At 32.9% G+C, this 20686-nt stretch carries 15 protein-coding genes and 2 rRNA genes; 8 read left to right on the top strand and 9 right to left on the bottom strand.

Going from position 1 to position 20686, the window contains the following annotated elements:
- Positions 1-68: 68 nt before the first annotated feature.
- From U5L76_04310 to U5L76_04300, 3 genes are all read right to left on the bottom strand, one after another.
- The gene (locus tag U5L76_04310; protein MDZ7798806.1) at positions 69-905 is read right to left on the bottom strand and encodes a glycosyltransferase family 2 protein; all 837 of its coding nucleotides are present in this window, start codon (positions 903-905) and stop codon (positions 69-71) included.
- 42 nt (positions 906-947) lie between these two features.
- Positions 948-1691: a sugar phosphate nucleotidyltransferase gene (locus tag U5L76_04305; protein MDZ7798805.1), complete on the bottom strand. Its 744-nt coding sequence runs from the start codon at positions 1689-1691 to the stop codon at positions 948-950.
- A 111-nt stretch (positions 1692-1802) separates the two neighbouring features.
- The gene (locus U5L76_04300) at positions 1803-2780 is read right to left on the bottom strand and encodes a PfkB family carbohydrate kinase (GenBank protein ID MDZ7798804.1); all 978 of its coding nucleotides are present in this window, start codon (positions 2778-2780) and stop codon (positions 1803-1805) included.
- A gap of 145 nt (positions 2781-2925) precedes the next feature.
- On the opposite strand from U5L76_04300, the gene U5L76_04295 reads away from it, so the two are divergent.
- Entirely contained in the window at positions 2926-4083 is a 1158-nt protein-coding gene (locus U5L76_04295; protein MDZ7798803.1) for a 6-phosphofructokinase, read from the top strand.
- A gap of 60 nt (positions 4084-4143) precedes the next feature.
- Here U5L76_04295 and U5L76_04290 read toward each other — a convergent pair whose 3' ends face one another.
- Together U5L76_04290 and U5L76_04285 are read right to left on the bottom strand one after the other, a co-directional pair.
- A complete protein-coding gene (locus U5L76_04290) occupies positions 4144-5139 on the bottom strand; it encodes a hypothetical protein (GenBank protein MDZ7798802.1) in 996 nt (331 codons plus the stop codon).
- 103 nt (positions 5140-5242) lie between these two features.
- Positions 5243-6079: a sugar phosphate nucleotidyltransferase gene (locus U5L76_04285; GenBank protein MDZ7798801.1), complete on the bottom strand. Its 837-nt coding sequence runs from the start codon at positions 6077-6079 to the stop codon at positions 5243-5245.
- Between the two features lie 148 nt (positions 6080-6227).
- On the opposite strand from U5L76_04285, the gene U5L76_04280 reads away from it, so the two are divergent.
- Positions 6228-6611 (top strand): hypothetical protein, encoded by a 384-nt coding sequence (locus tag U5L76_04280; protein MDZ7798800.1) that lies wholly within the window; start codon positions 6228-6230, stop codon positions 6609-6611.
- A 222-nt stretch (positions 6612-6833) separates the two neighbouring features.
- Here U5L76_04280 and rrf read toward each other — a convergent pair.
- The 3 genes from rrf to U5L76_04265 all read right to left on the bottom strand — a co-directional run bounded on the left by rrf (position 6834) and on the right by U5L76_04265 (position 12466).
- Positions 6834-6950, bottom strand: a 5S ribosomal RNA gene (gene rrf / locus U5L76_04275).
- A 160-nt stretch (positions 6951-7110) separates the two neighbouring features.
- Positions 7111-11787, bottom strand: a 23S ribosomal RNA gene (locus tag U5L76_04270).
- A gap of 499 nt (positions 11788-12286) precedes the next feature.
- Positions 12287-12466: a hypothetical protein gene (locus tag U5L76_04265; protein ID MDZ7798799.1), complete on the bottom strand. Its 180-nt coding sequence runs from the start codon at positions 12464-12466 to the stop codon at positions 12287-12289.
- Between the two features lie 131 nt (positions 12467-12597).
- Here U5L76_04265 and U5L76_04260 point away from each other — a divergent pair, with 131 nt between their 5' ends.
- The 6 genes from U5L76_04260 to U5L76_04235 all read left to right on the top strand — a co-directional run bounded on the left by U5L76_04260 (position 12598) and on the right by U5L76_04235 (position 19584).
- Entirely contained in the window at positions 12598-14142 is a 1545-nt protein-coding gene (locus U5L76_04260; protein MDZ7798798.1) for a glycosyltransferase family 39 protein, read from the top strand.
- Between the two features lie 128 nt (positions 14143-14270).
- Positions 14271-15812, top strand: a complete 1542-nt coding sequence (locus U5L76_04255) for a glycosyltransferase family 39 protein (protein MDZ7798797.1) — start codon at positions 14271-14273, stop codon at positions 15810-15812.
- Between the two features lie 40 nt (positions 15813-15852).
- Positions 15853-16833, top strand: coding sequence for a glycosyltransferase family 2 protein (locus tag U5L76_04250; protein ID MDZ7798796.1), 981 nt, complete (start codon positions 15853-15855; stop codon positions 16831-16833).
- Positions 16834-16835: 2 nt separating this feature from the next.
- On the top strand, positions 16836-17900 hold the full coding sequence (locus tag U5L76_04245; protein MDZ7798795.1) for a glycosyltransferase: 1065 nt from the start codon (positions 16836-16838) through the stop codon (positions 17898-17900).
- A complete protein-coding gene (locus U5L76_04240) occupies positions 17887-18648 on the top strand; it encodes a class I SAM-dependent methyltransferase (GenBank protein ID MDZ7798794.1) in 762 nt (253 codons plus the stop codon). The genes U5L76_04245 and U5L76_04240 overlap by 14 nt, the downstream gene beginning before the upstream one ends.
- Before the next feature lie 9 nt (positions 18649-18657).
- The gene (locus U5L76_04235; GenBank protein MDZ7798793.1) at positions 18658-19584 is read left to right on the top strand and encodes a lysylphosphatidylglycerol synthase transmembrane domain-containing protein; all 927 of its coding nucleotides are present in this window, start codon (positions 18658-18660) and stop codon (positions 19582-19584) included.
- A 51-nt stretch (positions 19585-19635) separates the two neighbouring features.
- Here U5L76_04235 and U5L76_04230 read toward each other — a convergent pair whose 3' ends face one another.
- The gene (locus tag U5L76_04230) at positions 19636-20634 is read right to left on the bottom strand and encodes a calcium/sodium antiporter (protein MDZ7798792.1); all 999 of its coding nucleotides are present in this window, start codon (positions 20632-20634) and stop codon (positions 19636-19638) included.
- Positions 20635-20686 lie beyond the last annotated feature (52 nt).

The raw sequence follows: 20686 nt of genomic DNA, 5'->3' as shown, positions 1-20686 counted from the left end.
ATTCTATATTTTATCATTTTATAAATTATAAAAAAAGCCGCACAGAGAGATTTGTGCGGCGATTAAATTTACCCAATAAGGTATTCGGTGTGTTCAGCCAGTTGTTTTGAGATCCTTTGGGTAATTTCATGGGTGTTAAAACCCATATCATAAAGTACTGTTACCAGGGCGGTATAAGCGGTTAAAAATCTTTCAATTTTATGATGCCATTCTTCGCTTTGGTACATCTTATGGCGACGGGTATTCTTATGAATAGCATAATCATAGATAGCCGGGTGAATTATCTCTTCTCGCCAAGAATTTGGCCACTTTTTTACCTCCTTTATAAACTGCCAGGTGCGAAGTAAAACTTCCATAGGAATACCGTATCCGGGTGTGATCAGTTTAGGAGTAATTTTTTTAAGAACCGGTAGAGTAATACCGAAAAATCCGGAACGGGCGTCTGTTACACGGCTTCCTATTATCTGGCTTAATTCACGGGCGTAAAGCCAGTTTAAAAAACTTCTGTCTTTAGGAGTGCTGTTTTGGCAGGAACGCTCATGAAAGCGGGAGCAAACCACCAGCTGAAATCCATTTTCTAGATTTCTAATGATTTTTGGTATAAATTTCGGTTGATGCTGACCATCAGCATCAATTTTAATAACGTATTTATACTTTTCTCCTTTCTTAATAATTTCAGAAAAACCAGCCTTATAAGCTGACCCGACTCCCTGATTTTCAGGAAGATCCACTAAACAGCAGTCTAGTTTTTTAGCTATTTTTGAAGTGTTATCTTTCGACCCGTCATTAATCACCCAAATGTCAGATTTCTCTTTGGTAATTTCTATCACTTTTTTAATCAAATCACCAATAGTTTCGCCATCGTTAAAGGCCGTAAACATTACTGCTGTTTTTGAAAACATCATTACCTCCTCAGAAACAAAATAATTTTTTAAAGATCGAATTATTTAAATAAATTGAGAAACTATTTTTAGTTGTTTTTGACTGTTAATACCCAGACCTTCTATCGGATCAATATTAACATAATCTATTTTATTTTTTTGTTTTTTAATAATCTGAATTAAATCAGTCAGATAATATTCATTTTGAGGGCTTAACTTAATTTTTGGGATATTATCCCAAAGCCAGTTAGCCTTAAAACAGAAAATACTAGGTGACACCTCTTTTATTTTAAGTTCTTGCGGAGTGGCTTCTTTTTTTTCGACAATTTTCTCAATTTCTCCCTTATTATTACGAATTACACGCCCAAAACTTTTAAAATCAACACGCCAATTTTTATAATCGGGGATTTTAATCGTAGCCATGGTCAGAATATTATTATTTTTTATATGGCGATTTATAATTTTTAATATACTATCAGCTTTTATGCAAGGTTTATCGCCGTAGAGTATAAGAATGTTCTTTGCTTTATTTTCTAAAAAATTTCTAGCACAGTTGACAGCGTGCCCAGTGCCCAGTTGTTTTTTTTGTAAAACGTAAGTGTAATTTTTGCCCAGGACTTTTTTTACCATTTGACTTTTATAACCAACAATAATAACCGGTTTTTGACATATTCCTGATTTTTTTATTTCTCTAAGTATATATTTTATAAGGGGCTTATCTTTTAAGGGGAAAAGGACTTTTGGTGTATTTTTGCTTTTCATTCTTTTACCTTTTCCAGCGGCTAGAAGAACAATTTGGAAAGTTTTCATTATAAAAAAATATTTAAATTCATTTATGGTAATATAGGTTAAATTTGTTTTTTTGTCAATTAATAAAAAAAGCCGCACAGAAAGATTTGTGCGGCGATTAAATTTACAACTTTAAATTTTTTCAAGAGCGACTCGGAATTCTTTAGCGGTTGGAATATTAGAGCCGCCAGTACGAATCACTTTTAGGCCGGCAAAAACTCGGGCCCATAAAAGACATGTTTCCAGGTCCAGTCCTTCAAGCACAGCAGCGATAAACGCGCTGGTAAAAGCGTCACCAGTACCGGTAGAGCTGATAGCTTGACCCAGATTAATAGCTGGTCTGAAAAAGTTTAATTCAGAACCGGAAAAAATCATGCCGTGGTGGTTTAAAGTAACAATAATGAAGGGAATGCCTAAGTTATGACAGGGTAGGACATCTTTTGGCTTAATTTCATTGGCTTTTATTTCCTGGCCTAAACAGCCGGAAAGCTCCTCGTGATTGATAATTAAAAGGTCAATGCCTTTAATTTTATCAAGAGAGATTTGTCTAAGCAGCTCAGGACGGGGATTGAGAATACGGAATGATTCTTCTTTTTCAAAAAGAACCTTGACCATCGGATAGTCATTATCCGTGACTCCGGTAGCCATAATAATATCAGGCCGGCAAAGTTGAATCTGCTTTCTAATTTCTTTAGCAGCTATTTCTGGTTTAATTAATTTCCCTTTAGTGGAGAGCATTAGATTATCTTCACTTTTTTCCGGACCGGTATCAATAATTAGAGTAGCCACAGATGTGTCGTTGTAAACCGGTAAAGGATGAAAGTCAAGGCCCAGATTTGAAACATGTGTTTGCAGATAAGCATTATGTGGCTCATAGGCATTGTCTGAGACACAGCCTAAAAGCTTAACACTTTTTTCAAAGACCCGGGTTAAAGCCAGGGCAATGTTAAGGGAAGTGCCGGAAACCCTTCTTTTAAGAGTGACCGGGATTTTGGAAAATTTGCCACTGATCGGACCTTGCTTGGTTTCTTCGATACAAACTGAGGGAGCCAATAGAACTTCGTAACTTTGGTTATCTGGAATACCCAGAAATTCACGTGCCGTCTTCATTTTTACCTCCATTATTTTAAAGTGAAAAGAGCTTTATTTATTGAATAGGTTATAATACTATTATATTTATGTCAAAATGATTATTAAAGTAGGAAATAAATATTGCCAAGGTCAGGCAGAAATGATAAAATAATGACAATTATCTATGAATAATTTAAAAGGTAAAAAACTATTGGTTTTCACAGGCGGGGGGTTGGCTCCAGCTCTTAATCCTACTCTTTATGGAGTAATCCGGGAAGCTCAAAGGCAAAAAATGAAAATTCTGGGCGGACTTTATGGCTGGGCTTGTTTAACCGAGAAGGGTAAGTCCATAAATTTAACGGCCTTTAATCCTAAACCCCTTAAAGATATTGGCGGCACTTTTTTGCGCTCCAGCCGGACCAATCCCATGTGTGAAAGCGGGGGACTGGAAGTAGTCTTGGATAAATTAAAACAATATAAGGCTGACTATGTCATTGCTATCGGAGGAGATGATACCCTGGGTGCGGCTAATCAATTATTTAAAAAAAGCAAGGTTAAGATTGTTGGTATTCCCAAAACTATAGATAATGATTTACAAGGCACTTATTGGTCACCCGGATTTCCTAGTGCGGCTTACCATACAGCTAATTTTTGCGAAGAAATAAAAATTGACGCCGCTTATACTCTTTCCCGGGTTTTTATTATTGAAGTTTTAGGCTGTCAGTCAGGCTGGTTGGCTGCTTCCGGCGCTTATGGATCTGCTGACGTGATAATCCCGCCGGAAAAAAAGGTAAAACTAAAGAAAGTTCTGTTTTTAATAGAAAAAAAATATAAAGAGAATGGTAATTTTGCCACAGTAGTACTCTCTGAAGAAGCCAAGTTTGATAAATTAAAAGCCTTTGATCAAAATCAATGTGACACTTTTAAAGTAAAAAGAAAAAATTTTATCGCCTTAGGACTAATGCAAAAAGTAAAAGAAGAATTAAATATCAGCTGCAAAGCTCTTTTTCCGGGTAATTTTATGCAAACTGGCTCGCCCATTAAAATTGATGCCACCACCGCTTGTTCTTTAGGTCATTACTCGGTTCATATGTTAAAAGAGGATAAATTTGGGCGGATGGCCCGGATTGAAAGGACCAAAAAGCCTGACGCTATACAAATATCTGACATTCCATTGAATAAAGCTGTTGATGAGGAAAAAGTTTTAGATAAAACATATTTTGATTTTGAGAAATGCCAGGTTAAAAAGAAATATCTTGATTATATGGAGCCAATTCTGGGTCGATTTAAAGAAAAACACCAGTCTTATTATAAACTGATGCAAAGAGTAGTTAAATATTAGAATTTTTATTTAAATAAAAAAGGCGCTTCGCAAGCGAAGCGCCGGGATAAAGTAAAAGAACTAGGAAACGGCTTTGATCAGCCGGTTTTTTAATTCATTCACCACTTTTTTTGTCAGGGGTTTGTCCTGAAAGTGGGAATCAGAGAAGAAATATCTGAGCTCTTCTCTAGTCATCAGATCTTTGTAGCAGTAATAACAGGCAATTTCCCTGAGGTCATAAATATCGGCAAATTCGAGATTTTTGATAACAGGAACATCAGCTGTAGTACCTGTAATTGAAGTTTTAACCAGACGTTTTCTGAATTTATCAGCAGTTTTGGAAAGTTTCATTTTTTCCAAATACTTGATAATTTCGTCTTCGTAGACTTCGTAATACTGCGGTTTAAGTCGGCAAAGCTGAACCAGAAAGACGATCATAACGCCCAGTTTTGAATAATGGCGGAAAATGCCTATTTTATGAGTCAAAGGATCTTTCGGTTCTGGAATTTCCAGTAAGTATTTAGACCCCACCTTTATCTTAGGCGGAACCAGATCAACGTAAATGGCTTTTTCTCCGTCATGACTGACGAAATTTCTGGGAATGAGGTCAATACCGACAGACATCCGGTCGCTGCGGCCGTTTTTCATGAGATTGCCTAAGCAAGTAAAGGTAATATCCATATTACGGATAATATCCTCTTCGGATTTAGCAAAACGGATGTTTCTTTCCAGGCTTTCTCCCATAAATGGGCTGATATGGATAACAGCCAGGCGACCGTTAATCGGGAGAAGAACAATACCTTTGTCAGGAGGGAGGCATACTTTCAGATCCCGAAGTTTGTCGCAGTAAGTAAGAACATGACCGACAAAAATAGTCGCTTGTCTTTTGGTCAGCTTTCTTTTCTCGAAATAAATCTTGAGCACTTCAGAAGTACCGTCGGGATGCTTAGCCTGAAGCACGTAGCTGTTGTGAGAATCAAGAAAAGTGCGCTGCACAATGTAGGGGATTCCCAGAATTTTAAGCTCCATGTTTTCACGAATTTCTCCGAAAAAACTGTTTTCCTTTTTCTTAGTCATTTTTTGACCTCCGGTTTTTTTTGGTAATTTGTGTTTTGATGCAAAATAGTAAAAGGAACTTATACATTTTCAATAAATTCAATTGAAAACATATTTTTCCTTATTATTGTTGCCACTCCTTCAAAACTTCTTCATAAACCTCTGGCGTAGAGACATCAAACCACTGGCCTTCAAAGGGGTAGCCATAAAGTTTATTTTCTTCCACCAATTTGGGAAAAACATCTTTTTCCAGCATACTTTTGCCTTTTTTGGGAATGTAATTTAATATCTCCGGCTGACAAACAAAAAGTCCGGCGTTAATTAAATGAGAAATTCTTTTACCTTTTTCTGGTTTTTCCGTAAATTTTACAATGCGGTTCCCATGAAGCCGGACCACGCCGAATTCATAGGGTTTATCATAAGAAGTCAAAGCCATAGTGGCTAATCCGTCATGAGTCAAATGAAAATCAATTATATCGGTTAAGTCAATATCAATTAAGGTATCACCGTAAATAAGGACAAAAGGTTTTTGGCTGATAAAATCTTTGGCTTTTAAGAGAGCGGCGGCCGTCCCGTTTTCTTTTTTTTCTTCAGCGTAGCTAATCTTTACCCCGAACCTGGAGCCATCGCCAAAATGAGATTTGATTTTATCTCCTAGATAACCAATAACAATTTGTATTTCCCTAATATGATTTTCTTTTAAAAGTTCTATGGTATATTCCAAAATCGGTTTATCTTTAACTGGAATTAAGGTTTTTGGCATTTCATAAGTAAAAGGGCGCATTTTAATACCGCGTCCGCCAGCTAAGATAACCGCTTTTTTTATTTTAGGGGAGAGGGTTTGAGACAAAAGATATTCAATAGCATGTGAACGATTTCTGATTCTGGCGCCGTCAATTACCTTATCAACTTTAGGCAAGAGATCTTTTTTAAGAGTAATGGTCAGTCTTTTTCGATCCATAATAATTTATATTATCATACTTTATCATACATTGTATGAAATTATTAACATTTAGTCAACAGCTAATTGTGGATAAAAAAAAGGCTAATATTAGCCTAAATACTTTTATATAGTTTATTAATAAAAAATATAGTATAATAAATTTAATATGAAAAACCAAAAACAAAAAATATTTTTAGTATTATTGGATGTTTTTACTATATTTATTTGGCTTTGGCTGATGACTGAATTTGTTAGCCGCGGAAGATATTGTTTGCCGACAATTTTAAGTACTATTTATATAATAGTACTTACTTTTTATGCCTCCGATAAAGAAATTAGGAGATGGAAGGGCGGGCTTACTGGTGTTCGCCGGGGAGAGATTTTTGTATTCCTTTGGATATTAACTTTAGTTTTAATTGTTGGCCATTATTTATTTTTTGGCCAGGCCAATGATTATTTAATACCAAAAGAATTACCAACTATAACTGGAGCGGTAGTAGTCATTTATATTATTACTGATTATTTAAAAAAAGAGTTTAAGAGGAAATAAAATTACTGATAAAAATTAAACTTGGATAAAAATCCGAGTTTTATTATTTCTTGCAATAATTTAAGATTTAGCCATTTTTCAGTATAAAAAAAGAGAGACAATATCCTGGTCCTTCGACTCGTCCTCGGCAAGCTCGGACTCGCTCAGGACAGGCTATTTCTATTTAATTATTTGATGTATTAGTTATTCTAAATTTTTACCAATAAAAAAAGAGAGGCAATATCCTGGCGATGACCTACTTTCCCTCAGGGATAAACCCCAAGTATCATCGGCGCTGACTGTCTTAACGGCCCTGTTCGGAATGGAAAGGGGTGTAACACAGTCGCTAGTATCACCAGGATACTACCTCTCTTAATTTTAATTAGCCGCTATAGTGGCTGGAGAAAAATAAAGTAGTATTTCTAAAAAAATGGTTAAAACAATAAAGATTAAGAGTAATTTCAAAGTGGCTTTGTATTTTTTCATTTATTTTTTAATGAATTCATAATTTTTAAGTGAGTAAATCAGGAATAATTGTCTGTTAGTATGGCTTGGCTCAAATCCTTACGGATCTTACACCGGCCACCTATTAACCTTCTTATCTTGAAGGAGACTAAATAAGGAAACCTAATCTTGAAGGAGGCTTCACGCTTATATGCTTTCAGCGTTTATCCTTTCCGAACGTAGCTACTGAACTATGCTCCTGGCGGAACAGCTCATAGACTAGAGGTTCGTTCTTCCCGGTCCTCTCGTACTAGGGAAGAATCTTCTCAAGTTTCTAAACGCCCACGGCGGATAGGAGACCGACAGAATTGTTACTACGTAACAACAAACTCCAAATTCCAAAATTCAAATTTCAAAAATGGGTTTATGGTTACGGGATAAGTTATTTCTACTTATCTCTCTATGTCGCCATAGAGTTCGGACTATATCTTCTCCATTTTATAGTTGGAGTCCGGCGTATAGTCTCTGAGGGTTTTTATAGGGAGATTTTTGATCTTCTGTATTTACCTTTTCTATTCATAGAGTAAGAAAGTTTAATAATTTTTCTAAGTCCACTTTTTTTACTGTGTCTATTATTATTCATAAGTTCTACTATTTTAGCGAATATGTTATAGTCTTTTTTCTTCACTGTTTTTAGTGTGTATTTTTCAAAGAAAGGAATTATTTTTTCTAGAAGGTCTTTTCGATTTCTAACTACATAAACATATGTCAAATCATTTTTATTTTTAGCATGATTTTTCTTGATATAACCACATTGAAGATAATCTTTTATTTTTTCCAGAATCATTTTACTATCTTTTCGTTGACTAATATGAAATTCCGGTATTATTTTTATATTATGTTTCATACGATTATCTTTGTAAATGGCGACATGAAAACTGCCTTCTCCATCTACAAAGCCAGAAATGTAATTTGGATTTAACATATTTTTCCCTATAAATCTTCCCTGCTGGTTGTCTGCACTCAACACATTTTCACGTATATTATAACACGTAGTGTGAGATTCTTCAATCCTCTATTCTCCTTATTTGAGGATGCCAGAGTTTCCAGCATATAGCCAGATTTATAGACAGCACGATCATTTTAATTTTATGGACGAAAAGAGACAGAACGTTATTTATATTTTACTGTCTCACGACGTTCTGAACCCAGCTCGCGTACCGCTTTAATTGGCGAACAGCCAAACCCTTGGGAGCTTCTTCACCCCCAGGATGCGATGAGCCGACATCGAGGTGCCAAACCGGTTCGTCGATATGAACTCTTGGAACCGATAAGCCTGTTATCCCCGGAGTAACTTTTATCCGATGAGCTTCTCCGATCCTATAATCGAGAGTCGGATCACTAAGTTCTACTTTCGTAACTGCGCGACTTGTAGGTCTTGCAGTAAAGCTGGCTTATGCCTTTACACTATCGGCTGGATTTCCATCCCAGCCTAGCCAACCTTTGTAAGCGCCTCCGTTACAATTTGGGAGGCGACCGCCCCAGTCAAACTACCCACCAGACACTGTTTTCCTGACCAGTTTCATGGTCAAAAATTAGAACTAAATTTACGTTAGGGTGGTATTTCACATGGCGACTCAGTCCCAACCGAAATTGGGACTTCAAAGTCTCCCACCTATACTGAGCAAACACAAACTTAACTCAATGCCAAGTTGTAGTAAAGCTTCACGGGGTCTTTTCGTCCGGCCGTGGGTAACGAGCATCTTTACTCGTAATGCAATTTCACCGAGTCCCTCGTTGAGAGAGTTCTCAAGTCGTTATGCCATTCGTGCAGGTCGGAACTTACCCGACAAGGAATTTCGCTACCTTAGGACGATTCTTTATTGTTAGCTCATAGTTACCTATGAGATCGGACTATCTCATCCGCTTTTTTCTTTACGAAAAGATCGCGGTTTGGCGTATAGTCTCTGAGGATTCTCTTGGTTTTGTTTATAGTCTTTTAATGAATATTTTCTTTTTCTTCCACGTCCGGGATTTAATTTTTCTCTGAGTTGAATTATTTTTTCTAGTCCCGAGCTATTTAAGTGCTCCTTTTTAATGACTAAATTAGTAATTCTTTTAAAAATTGAGAAGTTTCTTCTTTTTCTTTGTGATAAGAAGGGAAATCTACTAAAAAAAGGAATAATTTTTTCTTTAATAGATAATGGATTTGAAACTACATAATAAGATACTCCATCTTTTCTAGTTTGTAGTCTGCCACAACTTAAATAACGTTTAAGTAAAGACAATATAGCTCTTTCTTTTTGAGATACATTAAAGGTTAATACAACTTGCCATTTCATTTTATGATCTTTTCTTTTTCTTAATGAAACATTGAAGCTTCCTTCACCGTCTACAAATCCAGCAATATAATTACCAATATTTATTGGTACATTTTTTAACCATTTATTTTTTACCATAGTTTAATCCTTTCTTACCAAGAGTCTTTCCTGCGGATTGCCTCCTGACAATTATGTCCTTTGAAGATTGTTACTGCCTTTTAGTAAAAGGCGAGTACTTCAAATGAAGGAGGGTTTCCCGCATATAGCCAAATTTTATAACTACAATCGTCACTTATAGTTATCGCCGGCGTTCATCAGCGCTTCAGTTCAAGGCTTGCACCTATCCCCTTAACGTTCTGACACTGGCCAGGCATCAGCCCCTATACATCACCTTACGGTTTAGCAGGGACCTGTGTTTTTGATAAACAGTCGCTTGAGATCATTAACTGCGTCCCCACACTTGCAAGCAAGTGGGGGAAGGCCTTATCCCGAAGTTACGGCCACTGTTTTGCCGAGTTCCTAAACGAGGGTTCTCTCGTACACCTTAGCAGATTAACTGCCCGCTCACCTGTGTTGGTTTTGGTACGGTCATCTATTAAGTTAGACACGGCTAATCTTTTCTTGGCACCCGCTCCACCTGAATCGAATCCACCCGGAGGTTTTTTCTTCTCCCCCACTTAAATTAAGTGAAGGAACGCATATAGCCAAAATGCGCTCAGACTTTGAGGATGCGTCAATTAGTTGCAAGCAAAATAGACGGTGCTGGAATATTAACCAGCTGTCCATCGACTACGCCTTTCGGCCTCGCCTTAGGACCGACTAACCCTGGGTCGATTCACGTTGCCCAGGAAACCTTAAGCTTGCGGTGTCAGGGATTCTCACCCTGATTTTTGCTACTTATGCCAACATTCTCACTTCCACGTTTTCCATCAATTTTAACAAATTGACTTCAGTAAACGTGGAATGCTCCTCTACCTCCCCCACCTATAAATAAGTGGGGGACCACATCTTCGGTATTAGGCTTGAGCCCCTATAAATTTTTGGCGCAAAGTAACTTGACTAGTGAGCTGTTACGCTTTCTTTAAAGGATGGCTGCTTCTAAGCCAACCTCCTAGTTGTTTCAGTTGCGATACTGCCTTTACACTTAGCCTAAATTTAGGGACCTTAGATGGTGGTCTGGGCTGTTTCCCTTTTGACCGATGGAGCTTAGCCCCCATGGTCTGACTCCTATAATTAAATACATGGAATTCGGAGTTTGGTTGGATGTGGTAGGCTTACGCCATCCGCACCCATTCAGTGCTCTACCTCCATATAAGTATTTATAAGGCTAGCCCTAAAGCTATTTCGAGGAGAACCAGCTATTGCCAAGTTCGATTAGCATTTCACCTCTATCCACAGCTCATCCCCTAGCGTTGCACGGCTAGTGGGTTCGGACCTCCCCCTTGATTTCTCAAGAGTTCATCCTGGCCATGGATAGCTCACTTGGCTTCGGGTCTAGTTCATACAATCTTTTAGAAAATTAGTGAATTAATTATATAAAATAACTAACCACTAATTAACTAATGGTCGCGTTTTCACGCTTGCTTTCACTTTGATTTCGCCCTTGAAGGGCTTAATCGAAAACTGTATAAAACTAAGTCGTTGGCTCATTCTTCAATAGGCACGCCGTCATCCACACCAAAGGCGGGACTCCGACTGCTTGTAAGCATATGGTTTCAGATACTATTTCATTCCCCTCACCGGGGTGCTTTTCACCTTTCCCTCACGGTACTAGTTCGCTATCGATCATTAAAAGTATTTAGTCTTGGCAAAATAGTCATGCCAGATTCCCACGGGATTTCACGAGTCTCGTGGTACTCGAGAATAATCACGAGGAAGTTTATTTCCTTTTGCTTACAGGACTATCACCTTCTTTGGTTCACCTTTCCAGGTGATTTAGCTAGGAAATAGTAATAGTATTTCCTAATAAACTTTAGGAAAGTCTACTACATACGCTATCCCCAATCAGTCATAAGCTGATTTAAAAGTAATTATCTCACTACCCCCGTAAAGTATAAGGGCTTATGACCCCTTTCCCGCCAAAAGCGGAAAAACTTCACAAGTTTGGACTTTTCCCATTTCGCTCGCCACTACTCTGGGAATATATTAGCAAATAGCAGATGACGGCAAAAACCGTCATTAGCTATGAGCTAACCCTTTTTTTTCTTTTCCACTGGGTACTAAGATGTTTCAATTCCCCAGGTGCACTTCTTATGTCCTATAGATTCAGACATAGATGACTGTCCTTAAAAAGACAGACGGGTTTCCCCATTCGGAAATCCCCGGATCAAAGGTTGCTTGCCACCTGACCGAGGCTTATCGCAGGCTGCTACGTCCTTCTTCGCCTTTTAATGTCGAGGCATCCACCATATGCTCTTTTTTAGATCCTGATTTACTCGCTTAAAAATATGAATTTAAGTTAATTTTTTAGTTGATTTTAAGTAGATGCTCTTTATTGTTACCATTATTTAATTGTCAAAGTTCTTATTAAAGAAGTTAATGTAAGAAACAAAAAAGCCGCTTTCAAGCGACTTTTACGCTTAAAAAATAATTAGGCGCAAATTAGCCGCTTTTTTGTTTAAGATTAAGGTTTTTTTGTTCCATATTTTTGTGGATAACTCCTTATTTCTCTTGTATTGGTTATTATAACCTATTTTTGAGATTTGTCAAATATAAGAGAGATAACAAGATATTTCCGCCAGAGGCGGACCCGCCTTTGGCGGGGAGTGATCAAGATATATAGAAAAGAAAAAGAGCTTCTTATTTGAGGCCCTGAAAATATTAACTCGTCAGAATCTTGAAATGCTCTCGCAAGCATTCCTCAGCTTTTTTCCAAAAATCGTTGCCTCTTTCTTGTTCTCCTTTATCTTCATAATATTCAGCTTTATCATGTCAGTCAGCTGCTTCAATTTTCCATTTAACAGCTTCACAGGCTTTTTGTTCTTTAATTCCAAATTGAATTATATATAGTTTAACCATATGATCTAAGAATTCCTTTTTATCTTTTCTATGATGCGCCCTCCACCAGCCAATTTCATGAGCGGCTAATTTTTTAATCTTTTCTTCTGACATTATTTCCTCCAAAATTTAAAGAGCCATCATCTTTTATTTTAAGAGATAAACGGCTTGCTTAACTGCTTTTTTTCAATTATTATTTATTATAAAGAGAGGAACAGATTTTAAAAATAATTAAAAAAGTTTTAATGATGGGAAAGAAAAAGGAAATATATTTTCTTGGAGGTATATTGTTATTAGCTCTTGTTTTATTTTTTACTTTTTCTTCCTCAGTAGTTTCTACCAGTGACTCAGCCTTATATTTCAAATTAGCAGAAAACCTAGATAAAAGTTTAAAGATTAATACTACTACTAGTTTGCATAGCCTGGTACAACCTGGTTATTCCTTTATGATTTATGTTTATAATTTTTATTTAAATAATATTGAACTGGCCAGCCAGCTTGTTTCCTTGATTAGCACTTTTTTATCAATAATAATTATTTATTTTCTGGCTAAAAAACTTTTTAATTTTAAAATAGCTATTCTATCTATTATTTTATTTATTTTAAACCCTTATGTTATTTGGTGTTCTGGTGCCGCCTGGACCGAAGCTTTATTTACTTTTCTCTTTATTAGTATTGTTTTTTTAAGTTGGCTTCTTTTAAATAAAGAAAAAAATACTTTTTGGTATCTAATTTTAGGTATTTTAATTGGTTTTTCTTATTATGTAAGAATTGTTGGTTTAAGTTTTTTGCCGGTTATAATCTTATGGCTTTTTATTAATTATATTTATTATAAAAGAATTAGATTAAAGAAATTATTTATTAGTTTAACCTTATTAATAATTGGTGTGGTTATGGTTGTTTCTCCTTATTTGATTTATTTATATAAAGAAAAAGGCCAGTTTGTAATTACCGGTCAGCAGGATTACGCGGTTTCTTCTAGCAAAAGTTCTTATTTTGAAAAAAATATCATTTTCTTTGGGTTGAATGAAGAAAATACAGATTATAATAGTAACCAGCTAGAAATGGAAAAACCAAAAAAATCGTATATAATTATTTATATTAATAATTTTTTCAGAAATTTACCTCATAATATAGCCTATGTTATCTGTTACTTTATTTTTCAGATAATTTTTATAGTTTTTGCTTTTTATTTTTCAAAAAAGAAAAAATATATTTTGCACAAACTTTATTTTTTAGGTAGCTGGATACCCTTTTTCCTTTTTATATATTATTCAGGAAAAGTCTATTACCGCTATTACTTTCCGCTAACTCCAATTATATTAATGATTGTGGCCGTAGGTATAGTGAGATTATATCAAAGTTTATCCTTTAAAAAGAAGAGGATAGTTATATTGAGTATTTTATTAGTTTTTTTGTCTTTTCAGTTTGTTATTGCTATAGAAGATGGTTATCAATTCAGATTTTTTTCCTTGTTCAGAGATACAGAAATAAAAGAAATGAGTCAATTTTTTAAGGAAAAGTATGGCTCTGGCCATAAAATATTAACGAATGCAAGAATAATAGCTTATTGGGCTCAAGGAATAAATTATATTTTGCCAAGCAATGAGTATGAAGATATAATTGAATTTGCTAGAAACAGAGAAATAAAATATCTTATTTTTGATAAAAATCGTATTTCTTGGATAAGGCCTAGATTAGAAAATCTATATAAAATAAAAGAAAATAAAGATTTAAAATTACTATTTGAAAAAAATGGATTTTATTTTTATAAAATAAAAATAAATTAATTTCTTTAATAATTATTAATTATATGATTAAATAAAAGATATGAAGTTATTAGTTTTACTGCCGGCCTATAACGAAGAAAAAACAATGGGGCGGGGTAAATTTTAAAATAATTAAAAAAGCTTTAATAATGTCTAGAAAAAAAGAAATATATTTTGTGGGAGGTATATTGTTATTAGCTCTTGTTTTATTTTTTACTTTTTCTTCTTCAGTGGTTTCTAGTAGTGACTCAGCCTTATATTTCAAATTAGCAGAAAACCTAGATAAAAGTTTAAAGATTAATACTACTACCCGGTTAAATAGTTTGATACAGCCTGGTTTTCCTTTTATGATTTATGTTTATAATTTTTATTTAAATAATATTGAACTGGCCAGCCAGATTGTTTCCTTAATTAGTACTTTTTTATCAATTATTATTATTTATTTTCTGGCTAAAAAACTTTTTAATTTTAAAATAGCTATTCTATCTATTATTTTATTTATTTTAAACCCTTATGTTATTTGGTATTCTGGTGCGGCCTGGACCGAAGCTTTATTTACTTTTCTCTTTATTAGTATTGTTCTTTTAAGTTGGCTTCTTTTAAATAAAGAGAAAAATACTTTTTGGTATCTGATCTTAGGTATTTTAATTGGTTTTTCTTATTATGTAAGAATTGTTGGTTTAAGTTTTTTGCCGGTTATAATCTTATGGCTTTTTATTAATTATATTTATTATAAAAGAATTAGATTAAAGAAATTATTTATTAGTTTAACCTTATTAATAATTGGTGTGGTTATGGTTGTTTCTCCTTATTTGATTTATTTATATAAAGAAAAAGGCCAGTTTGTAATTACCGGTCAGCAGGATTACGCGGTTTCTTCTAGCAAAAGTTCTTATTTTGAAAAAAATATCATTTTCTTTGGGTTGAATGAAGAAAATACAGATTATAATAGTAACCAGCTAGAAATGGAAAAACCAAAAAAATCGTATATAATTATTTATATTAATAATTTTTTCAGAAATTTACCTCATAATATAGCCTATGTTATCTGTTACTTTATTTTTCAGATAATTTTTATAGTTTTTGCTTTTTATTTTTCAAAAAAGAAAAAATATATTTTGCACAAACTTTATTTTTTAGGTAGCTGGATACCCTTTTTCCTTTTTATATATTATTCAGGAAAAGTCTATTACCGCTATTACTTTCCGCTAACTCCAATTATATTAATGATTGTGGCCGTAGGTATAGTGAGATTATATCAAAGTTTATCCTTTAAAAAGAAGAGGATAGTTATATTGAGTATTTTATTAGTTTTTTTGTCTTTTCAGTTTGTTATTGCTATAGAAGATGGTTATCAATTCAGATTTTTTTCCTTGTTCAGAGATACAGAAATAAAAGAAATGAGTCAATTTTTTAAGGAAAAGTATGGCTCTGGCCATAAAATATTAACGAATGCAAGAATAATAGCTTATTGGGCTCAAGGAATAAATTATATTTTGCCAAGCAATGAGTATGAAGATATAATTGAATTTGCTAGAAACAGAGAAATAAAATATCTTATTTTTAACAATGAAAAAATACCATATCTTAGACCAAATTTGAAAAATCTATATAAAATAAAAGAAAATAAAGATTTAAAATTACTATTTGAAAAAAATGGATTTTATTTTTATAAAATAAAAATAAATTAATTTCTTTAATAATTATTAATTATATGATTAAATAAAAGATATGAAGTTATTAGTTTTACTGCCGGCCTATAACGAAGAAAAGACAATAAAGTCGGTTATAAAAGATATCCCCCAAGAAATTAAAGGAATTGATAATATAGAAGTTTTAGTTATTGATGATGGCTCTGATGACGCCACAAAAAGGGAAGCTTTAAGAGCCGGAGCCGAAGTTATTTCTTTTTTAGAAAATCAGGGCTTAAGTTTAGTTTTTCAAAGAGGAGTAGAGGAAGCTTTAAAAAGAAAAGCAGATATAATGGTTAATATTGACGCTGATGGTCAGTTTAATGCCGGAGATATTCCTTATTTAGTGAAACCAATAATAGAGGAAAAAAAGGCTTTAGTCACTGCTTCAAGATTTATAAATAAAAAAATTATTCCTAGAATGCCGCGGCTAAAAAAAGGGGGTAATTTTATAATTAGCCGATTAATCAGTTTATCAACAAAGAAAAAATTCTATGATGTTTCCTGCGGTTTTCGGGCTTATTCTAGAGAGGCCTTACTGAACCTTAATCTTTTTGGGCGTTATACTTACACCCATGAAACGATTCTTAATTTAGCTTTTAAAAATTTATTAATTAAAGAAGTTCCTATTAAAGTAAAGGGCGAAAGAGATTTTGGTCAATCAAAAATTGCCCATAATCTTTGGCGTTATGGCTATCAAATATTAAATACTTTTTTTAGAACTCTTATTGATTATAAGCCTTTAAGATATTTTGGCTGGACCGGAATTATTTTTTTTATTCTTGGTCTTATTTTTGATATTTTTATATTTATAAGATTACTAATTTTAGGAGCAGTTTTTCCCTATAAAACTTTAGGCTTTATGGGCTTAGCCTTAAATATTTTCGGTTTATTACTAATTATTGTTGGTTTAGTAGCTGATATGATTAATAAGGTAAGAAGAACTCAAGAAAAAATAATATATTTTGAAAAAATAAAACATTATCAAAGAAATAATACAGTAAAGAAAGATCAATCATAATTATGAAAATTCTTTACTTTGCCACTTATTATTTAGATAATTATGTCAGACAAAATGTAATCATTAATTGCCTAAAAGAAATTAAAAGTATTGATGTCATAGAATGTGTTGTAAATAAAAAATCTTTATTTAGATATTTACAGGTTTTCTGGAAATATCTATTTATTTCTAAAAAAGATATAGATGTAATTATTGTCGGTTTTCGTGGTCACGAGGTTTTACCTTTTTTGCGCTTATTAACTAAAAAGCCGATAATTTTTGACGCTTTTATATCACTTTATGATACGCTTTGTTTTGAGAGAAAAGTTATCTCACCTTATTCATTAATTGGTAAGTTGATGTTTTACTTTGAAAAATATCTACTTGGTATTGTTGATCATATTTTATTGGATACAAAGACTCATGTTAAATTCTTTAAGGAACTTTATAAAATACCTAAAAATAAAATTTCTTCAGTCTATGTTGGCGCTGACAAGAATATTTTTTATCCGCGTCAAGAAATAAAAAAAATTAATAAATTTATTGTTTTATATTATTCAACTTTTCGCCCCTTGCATGGTTTAGAATATATTGTTGAATCTGCCAAGTTATTAGAGAATAAAAAAAATATCATTTTTAAAATTATTGGACGAGGGCCGAAAAAAAATAAGATTAATAAGATTGTTGCAGAAAAAAATATAAATAATATAGAATTTATTGATTGGATTAAATATGAAAAATTGCCGGAGGAAATTGCTAAAGCTGATGTTTGTTTAGGCGGTCATTTCTCAAAAATTTCTAAAGCTAAAAGAGTGATTCCAGGAAAAGTTTATCAGTTCTTAGCAATGAAGAAGCCAGTCATTGTTAGTCAGAATGAAGCTAATAAGGAAGTTTTTATTAGTCAAAATAATTGTTTAATGGTAAAAAATTCTGATCCAAAAGATTTAGTTAAAGCAATAACCCAATTAGAAAATAATAAAATATTAATAGAGAAAATTTCAGAAAAGGGATTTAATACATTTTTATCAGTGCAGGAGAGAATTAAAAATTCATTGGAAGAGATAATTAAAAAAAATGTCAGAAAATAAATTTATAAAATACCCACGCTATTTATTTAGAAAAAAATTAGCTTTAGATTTAATTAAAAATTATGTACCTAAAAAAACATATTTTCTTGATATAGGTTGTGGTTCTGGAGATTTTGCCTTTAGTTTAATTAAAAGTAATTATATGGGGCATCTTATCGATTTTTCTAAAAAAGCGGCAAAAATAATTAAAAATAGGATTAAAGAGGAAAAATCCAAAGAATTAAAATTTAGTCAAATTGATTTTTTAAAATTTAAGACAAATAAAAAATTTGGATTAATCACTTTTTTTGAAGTTCTTGAACATATAGAAAATGACCAAGATTTTTTAGATAAAATAAATTTTTTATTAAATTCCAACGGTTATATTGTTTTCTCTGTTCCTGCTCGTAGAAAATATTGGGGTATTGATGATAAATTGGTCGGTCATTTTAGGCGTTATGAAAAAGCAGAATTAATTAATTTTTTAGGAAAGAATAATTTTCAGATAATTAAATTTTATTCTTATGGATTTCCTTTTTTAAATTTATTAAAATTAATTAGAATTATATTTGCAAGACGAGAGAAAAATAAAATATTAACTAGAAGCAAATATGAACTTAGCCAGAAAAGTGGACTTAATTTTGTTAAATTACCTCTAATAAGTTTAATTTCCAACAAGTATGTGCTTTATTCCTTTATACAATTTAGCAAATTATTTAATAGGTTTGATTTATCTGAAGGGTATTTATGTATAGCCAAAAAATTATAATTTTATAATATGAATAAAATTAAAAAAAATATAATAAAGTTAATAATTCTATTATTACTTTTAATTTTTGCTTTATATTATATTTTCAATAATATTTCGAGTTTTCAAAAACTTTCTCTAGTTTCTCCAGCTTTAATTATTTACCTTATTATATTATTTGGGGTTTCTTATATTTGTGTAGCGGTTTATATTCGCTCATTGCTTAAACCTTTTGGGATAATTATTAAAGTTAGTGAATCTTTTATGCTAGCTGTGGCTACGGGTTTTTATAATTTAATAACTCCTTTTAGAGGGGGAATGATGATTAGAGCTGCTTATCTGAAAAAAAAATATAAATTAAGTTATACTACTTTTTTATCTACTCTGGCTGGGATGTATATAATAATATTTATTGTTTCAGGAATTATTGGTTTATTTTCTTCTTTATATATTTTTAATATAATAGAAAATTATAATTGGTTAATAATAGGTATTTTTTTTATTATTATTTTATTAATGTTATTATTAATTTTTTTCTCGGGATACATTCCGAAATTAAAAGGGAGGTGGTTAGGAAAAATTTCAAAAGTTTTCCATGGCTGGAATTTAATTAAAAATAATCAAAAAATTATCTTTTTGGTAGCTCTTTTTGCTATTTTTCAGCTTACATTAATTGCTTTGATGCTGATCCTTCAATTTAAAGTTTTTGGAGTGGAAATTAATTTTGCAGGAGCTTTAATTCTTTCTTCCTTAACTAATCTTTCTTTACTCATATCAATTACACCAGCTAATCTAGGTATAGAAGAAGTAATTATTGTTTTTTCTGCAAATGCTTTTGGTATATCCCCGACAGTATCACTGGCTAGTGCTTTACTGGGAAGAGCCGTTAAAGTAATTTTTTTATTTATTCTTGGGCCTATATTTTCATATAAATTAATTAAAGAAAATAAAAAATAGGGTTTTATTCCTATTTTATTTTTAATTTAAAAAATTAAACTTTTATTTTCTTTAAAACAAATCAAATAACTTACCAATAAATAAAACATACAAAGAAAGATAGAAAAAACCTTCCCAGATATGAATCTTTCTGGAGATACCGGAGATAACAAATATTAAAGTAGTTAGAGCCAAAGCGGGCAGACCAAGGGTAATGGTTTTTTCATCAGCTTTTAAGTTGGAAAAAATACCGGGTAAACCAACTACCACTAGCATGTTAAAGATATTGGAGCCGAATATATTACCTAAGGCCACTTCTGATTTATGAGCTAGAGCGGCCTTAATAGTAACCATTAATTCGGGCAAAGAGGTACCAATAGCCACGGCCGAGATAGCAATAACTCCGGCGCCAATTTCTAATATAGCGGAAATCTCAGTAACCGAATTTATTAAATAACGAGAACCAAAAATTAAGCCTAAAACTCCGATAACTAATAAAACAAAATCCTTTTTTATTAATTTTTGTTGTTTAATTCCCCCTTTCTTTTTTTTGTGGGTAATGTGGTGACGGCGGCTGGGGCGCGATGGCAGAATTTCTCTTTCTTCAGAAGAGTTAGGTTCTTCCTCATGTTTTAGAGTATAAAAAATATAGGTGGTATAAGTTAAAAGCAAAAGTACTGCTTCCAATATATTAACTTCCCCATCCCAAAGAATACCCAAAAGAAGGACGGTGCCAATAGCTAAAAGAGGCAGGTCAAGATTAATTAAGCTTTTGGTAACAGTTAATTTTTTAGCGAAAATGGCGGCAAAACCAACCACTAAAAGTATATTGGCGATGTTGGAGCCAATAGCATTAGCTGGCACAATTTCAGTTACTCCTTTGAACGAGGCGGTTAAAGCAGTAATAAGTTCAGGAAAAGAAGTACCTAAAGCAACAATAGTCACGCCGACAATAAAAGGGGATAAGCCCAGGGATAGGCCTATTTTTTCCGCACTGATTAAAAACCAGTCAGCGCATTTTACTAATACTGCTAAGGAAACAATAAAGACTAAAATCCAAAATAAAAGCATGATTTTTTATAGTTATTTTATGCTTTCATATTAGCAAAAATTTATAATTTAA

The organism is Patescibacteria group bacterium, from assembly GCA_034520665.1.
Lineage (GTDB): Bacteria > Patescibacteriota > Patescibacteriia > JAXHNJ01 > JAXHNJ01 > JAXHNJ01.
Note: the sequence above shows the minus strand (reverse complement) of the source record. Positions and strands in the feature narration are given on the sequence as shown.

Coding starts and splice junctions, on each gene's coding strand:
- U5L76_04235 (MDZ7798793.1), top strand. CDS start 18,658: ATGAATAAAATTAAAAAAAATATAATAAAGTTAATAATTCTATTATTA.
- U5L76_04305 (MDZ7798805.1), bottom strand. CDS start 1,691: ATGAAAACTTTCCAAATTGTTCTTCTAGCCGCTGGAAAAGGTAAAAGA.
- U5L76_04265 (MDZ7798799.1), bottom strand. CDS start 12,466: ATGTCAGAAGAAAAGATTAAAAAATTAGCCGCTCATGAAATTGGCTGG.
- U5L76_04260 (MDZ7798798.1), top strand. CDS start 12,598: ATGATGGGAAAGAAAAAGGAAATATATTTTCTTGGAGGTATATTGTTA.
- U5L76_04280 (MDZ7798800.1), top strand. CDS start 6,228: ATGAAAAACCAAAAACAAAAAATATTTTTAGTATTATTGGATGTTTTT.
- U5L76_04230 (MDZ7798792.1), bottom strand. CDS start 20,634: ATGCTTTTATTTTGGATTTTAGTCTTTATTGTTTCCTTAGCAGTATTA.
- U5L76_04300 (MDZ7798804.1), bottom strand. CDS start 2,780: ATGAAGACGGCACGTGAATTTCTGGGTATTCCAGATAACCAAAGTTAC.
- U5L76_04290 (MDZ7798802.1), bottom strand. CDS start 5,139: ATGACTAAGAAAAAGGAAAACAGTTTTTTCGGAGAAATTCGTGAAAAC.
- U5L76_04240 (MDZ7798794.1), top strand. CDS start 17,887: ATGTCAGAAAATAAATTTATAAAATACCCACGCTATTTATTTAGAAAA.
- U5L76_04310 (MDZ7798806.1), bottom strand. CDS start 905: ATGATGTTTTCAAAAACAGCAGTAATGTTTACGGCCTTTAACGATGGC.
- U5L76_04245 (MDZ7798795.1), top strand. CDS start 16,836: ATGAAAATTCTTTACTTTGCCACTTATTATTTAGATAATTATGTCAGA.
- U5L76_04255 (MDZ7798797.1), top strand. CDS start 14,271: ATGTCTAGAAAAAAAGAAATATATTTTGTGGGAGGTATATTGTTATTA.
- U5L76_04295 (MDZ7798803.1), top strand. CDS start 2,926: ATGAATAATTTAAAAGGTAAAAAACTATTGGTTTTCACAGGCGGGGGG.
- U5L76_04250 (MDZ7798796.1), top strand. CDS start 15,853: ATGAAGTTATTAGTTTTACTGCCGGCCTATAACGAAGAAAAGACAATA.
- U5L76_04285 (MDZ7798801.1), bottom strand. CDS start 6,079: ATGGATCGAAAAAGACTGACCATTACTCTTAAAAAAGATCTCTTGCCT.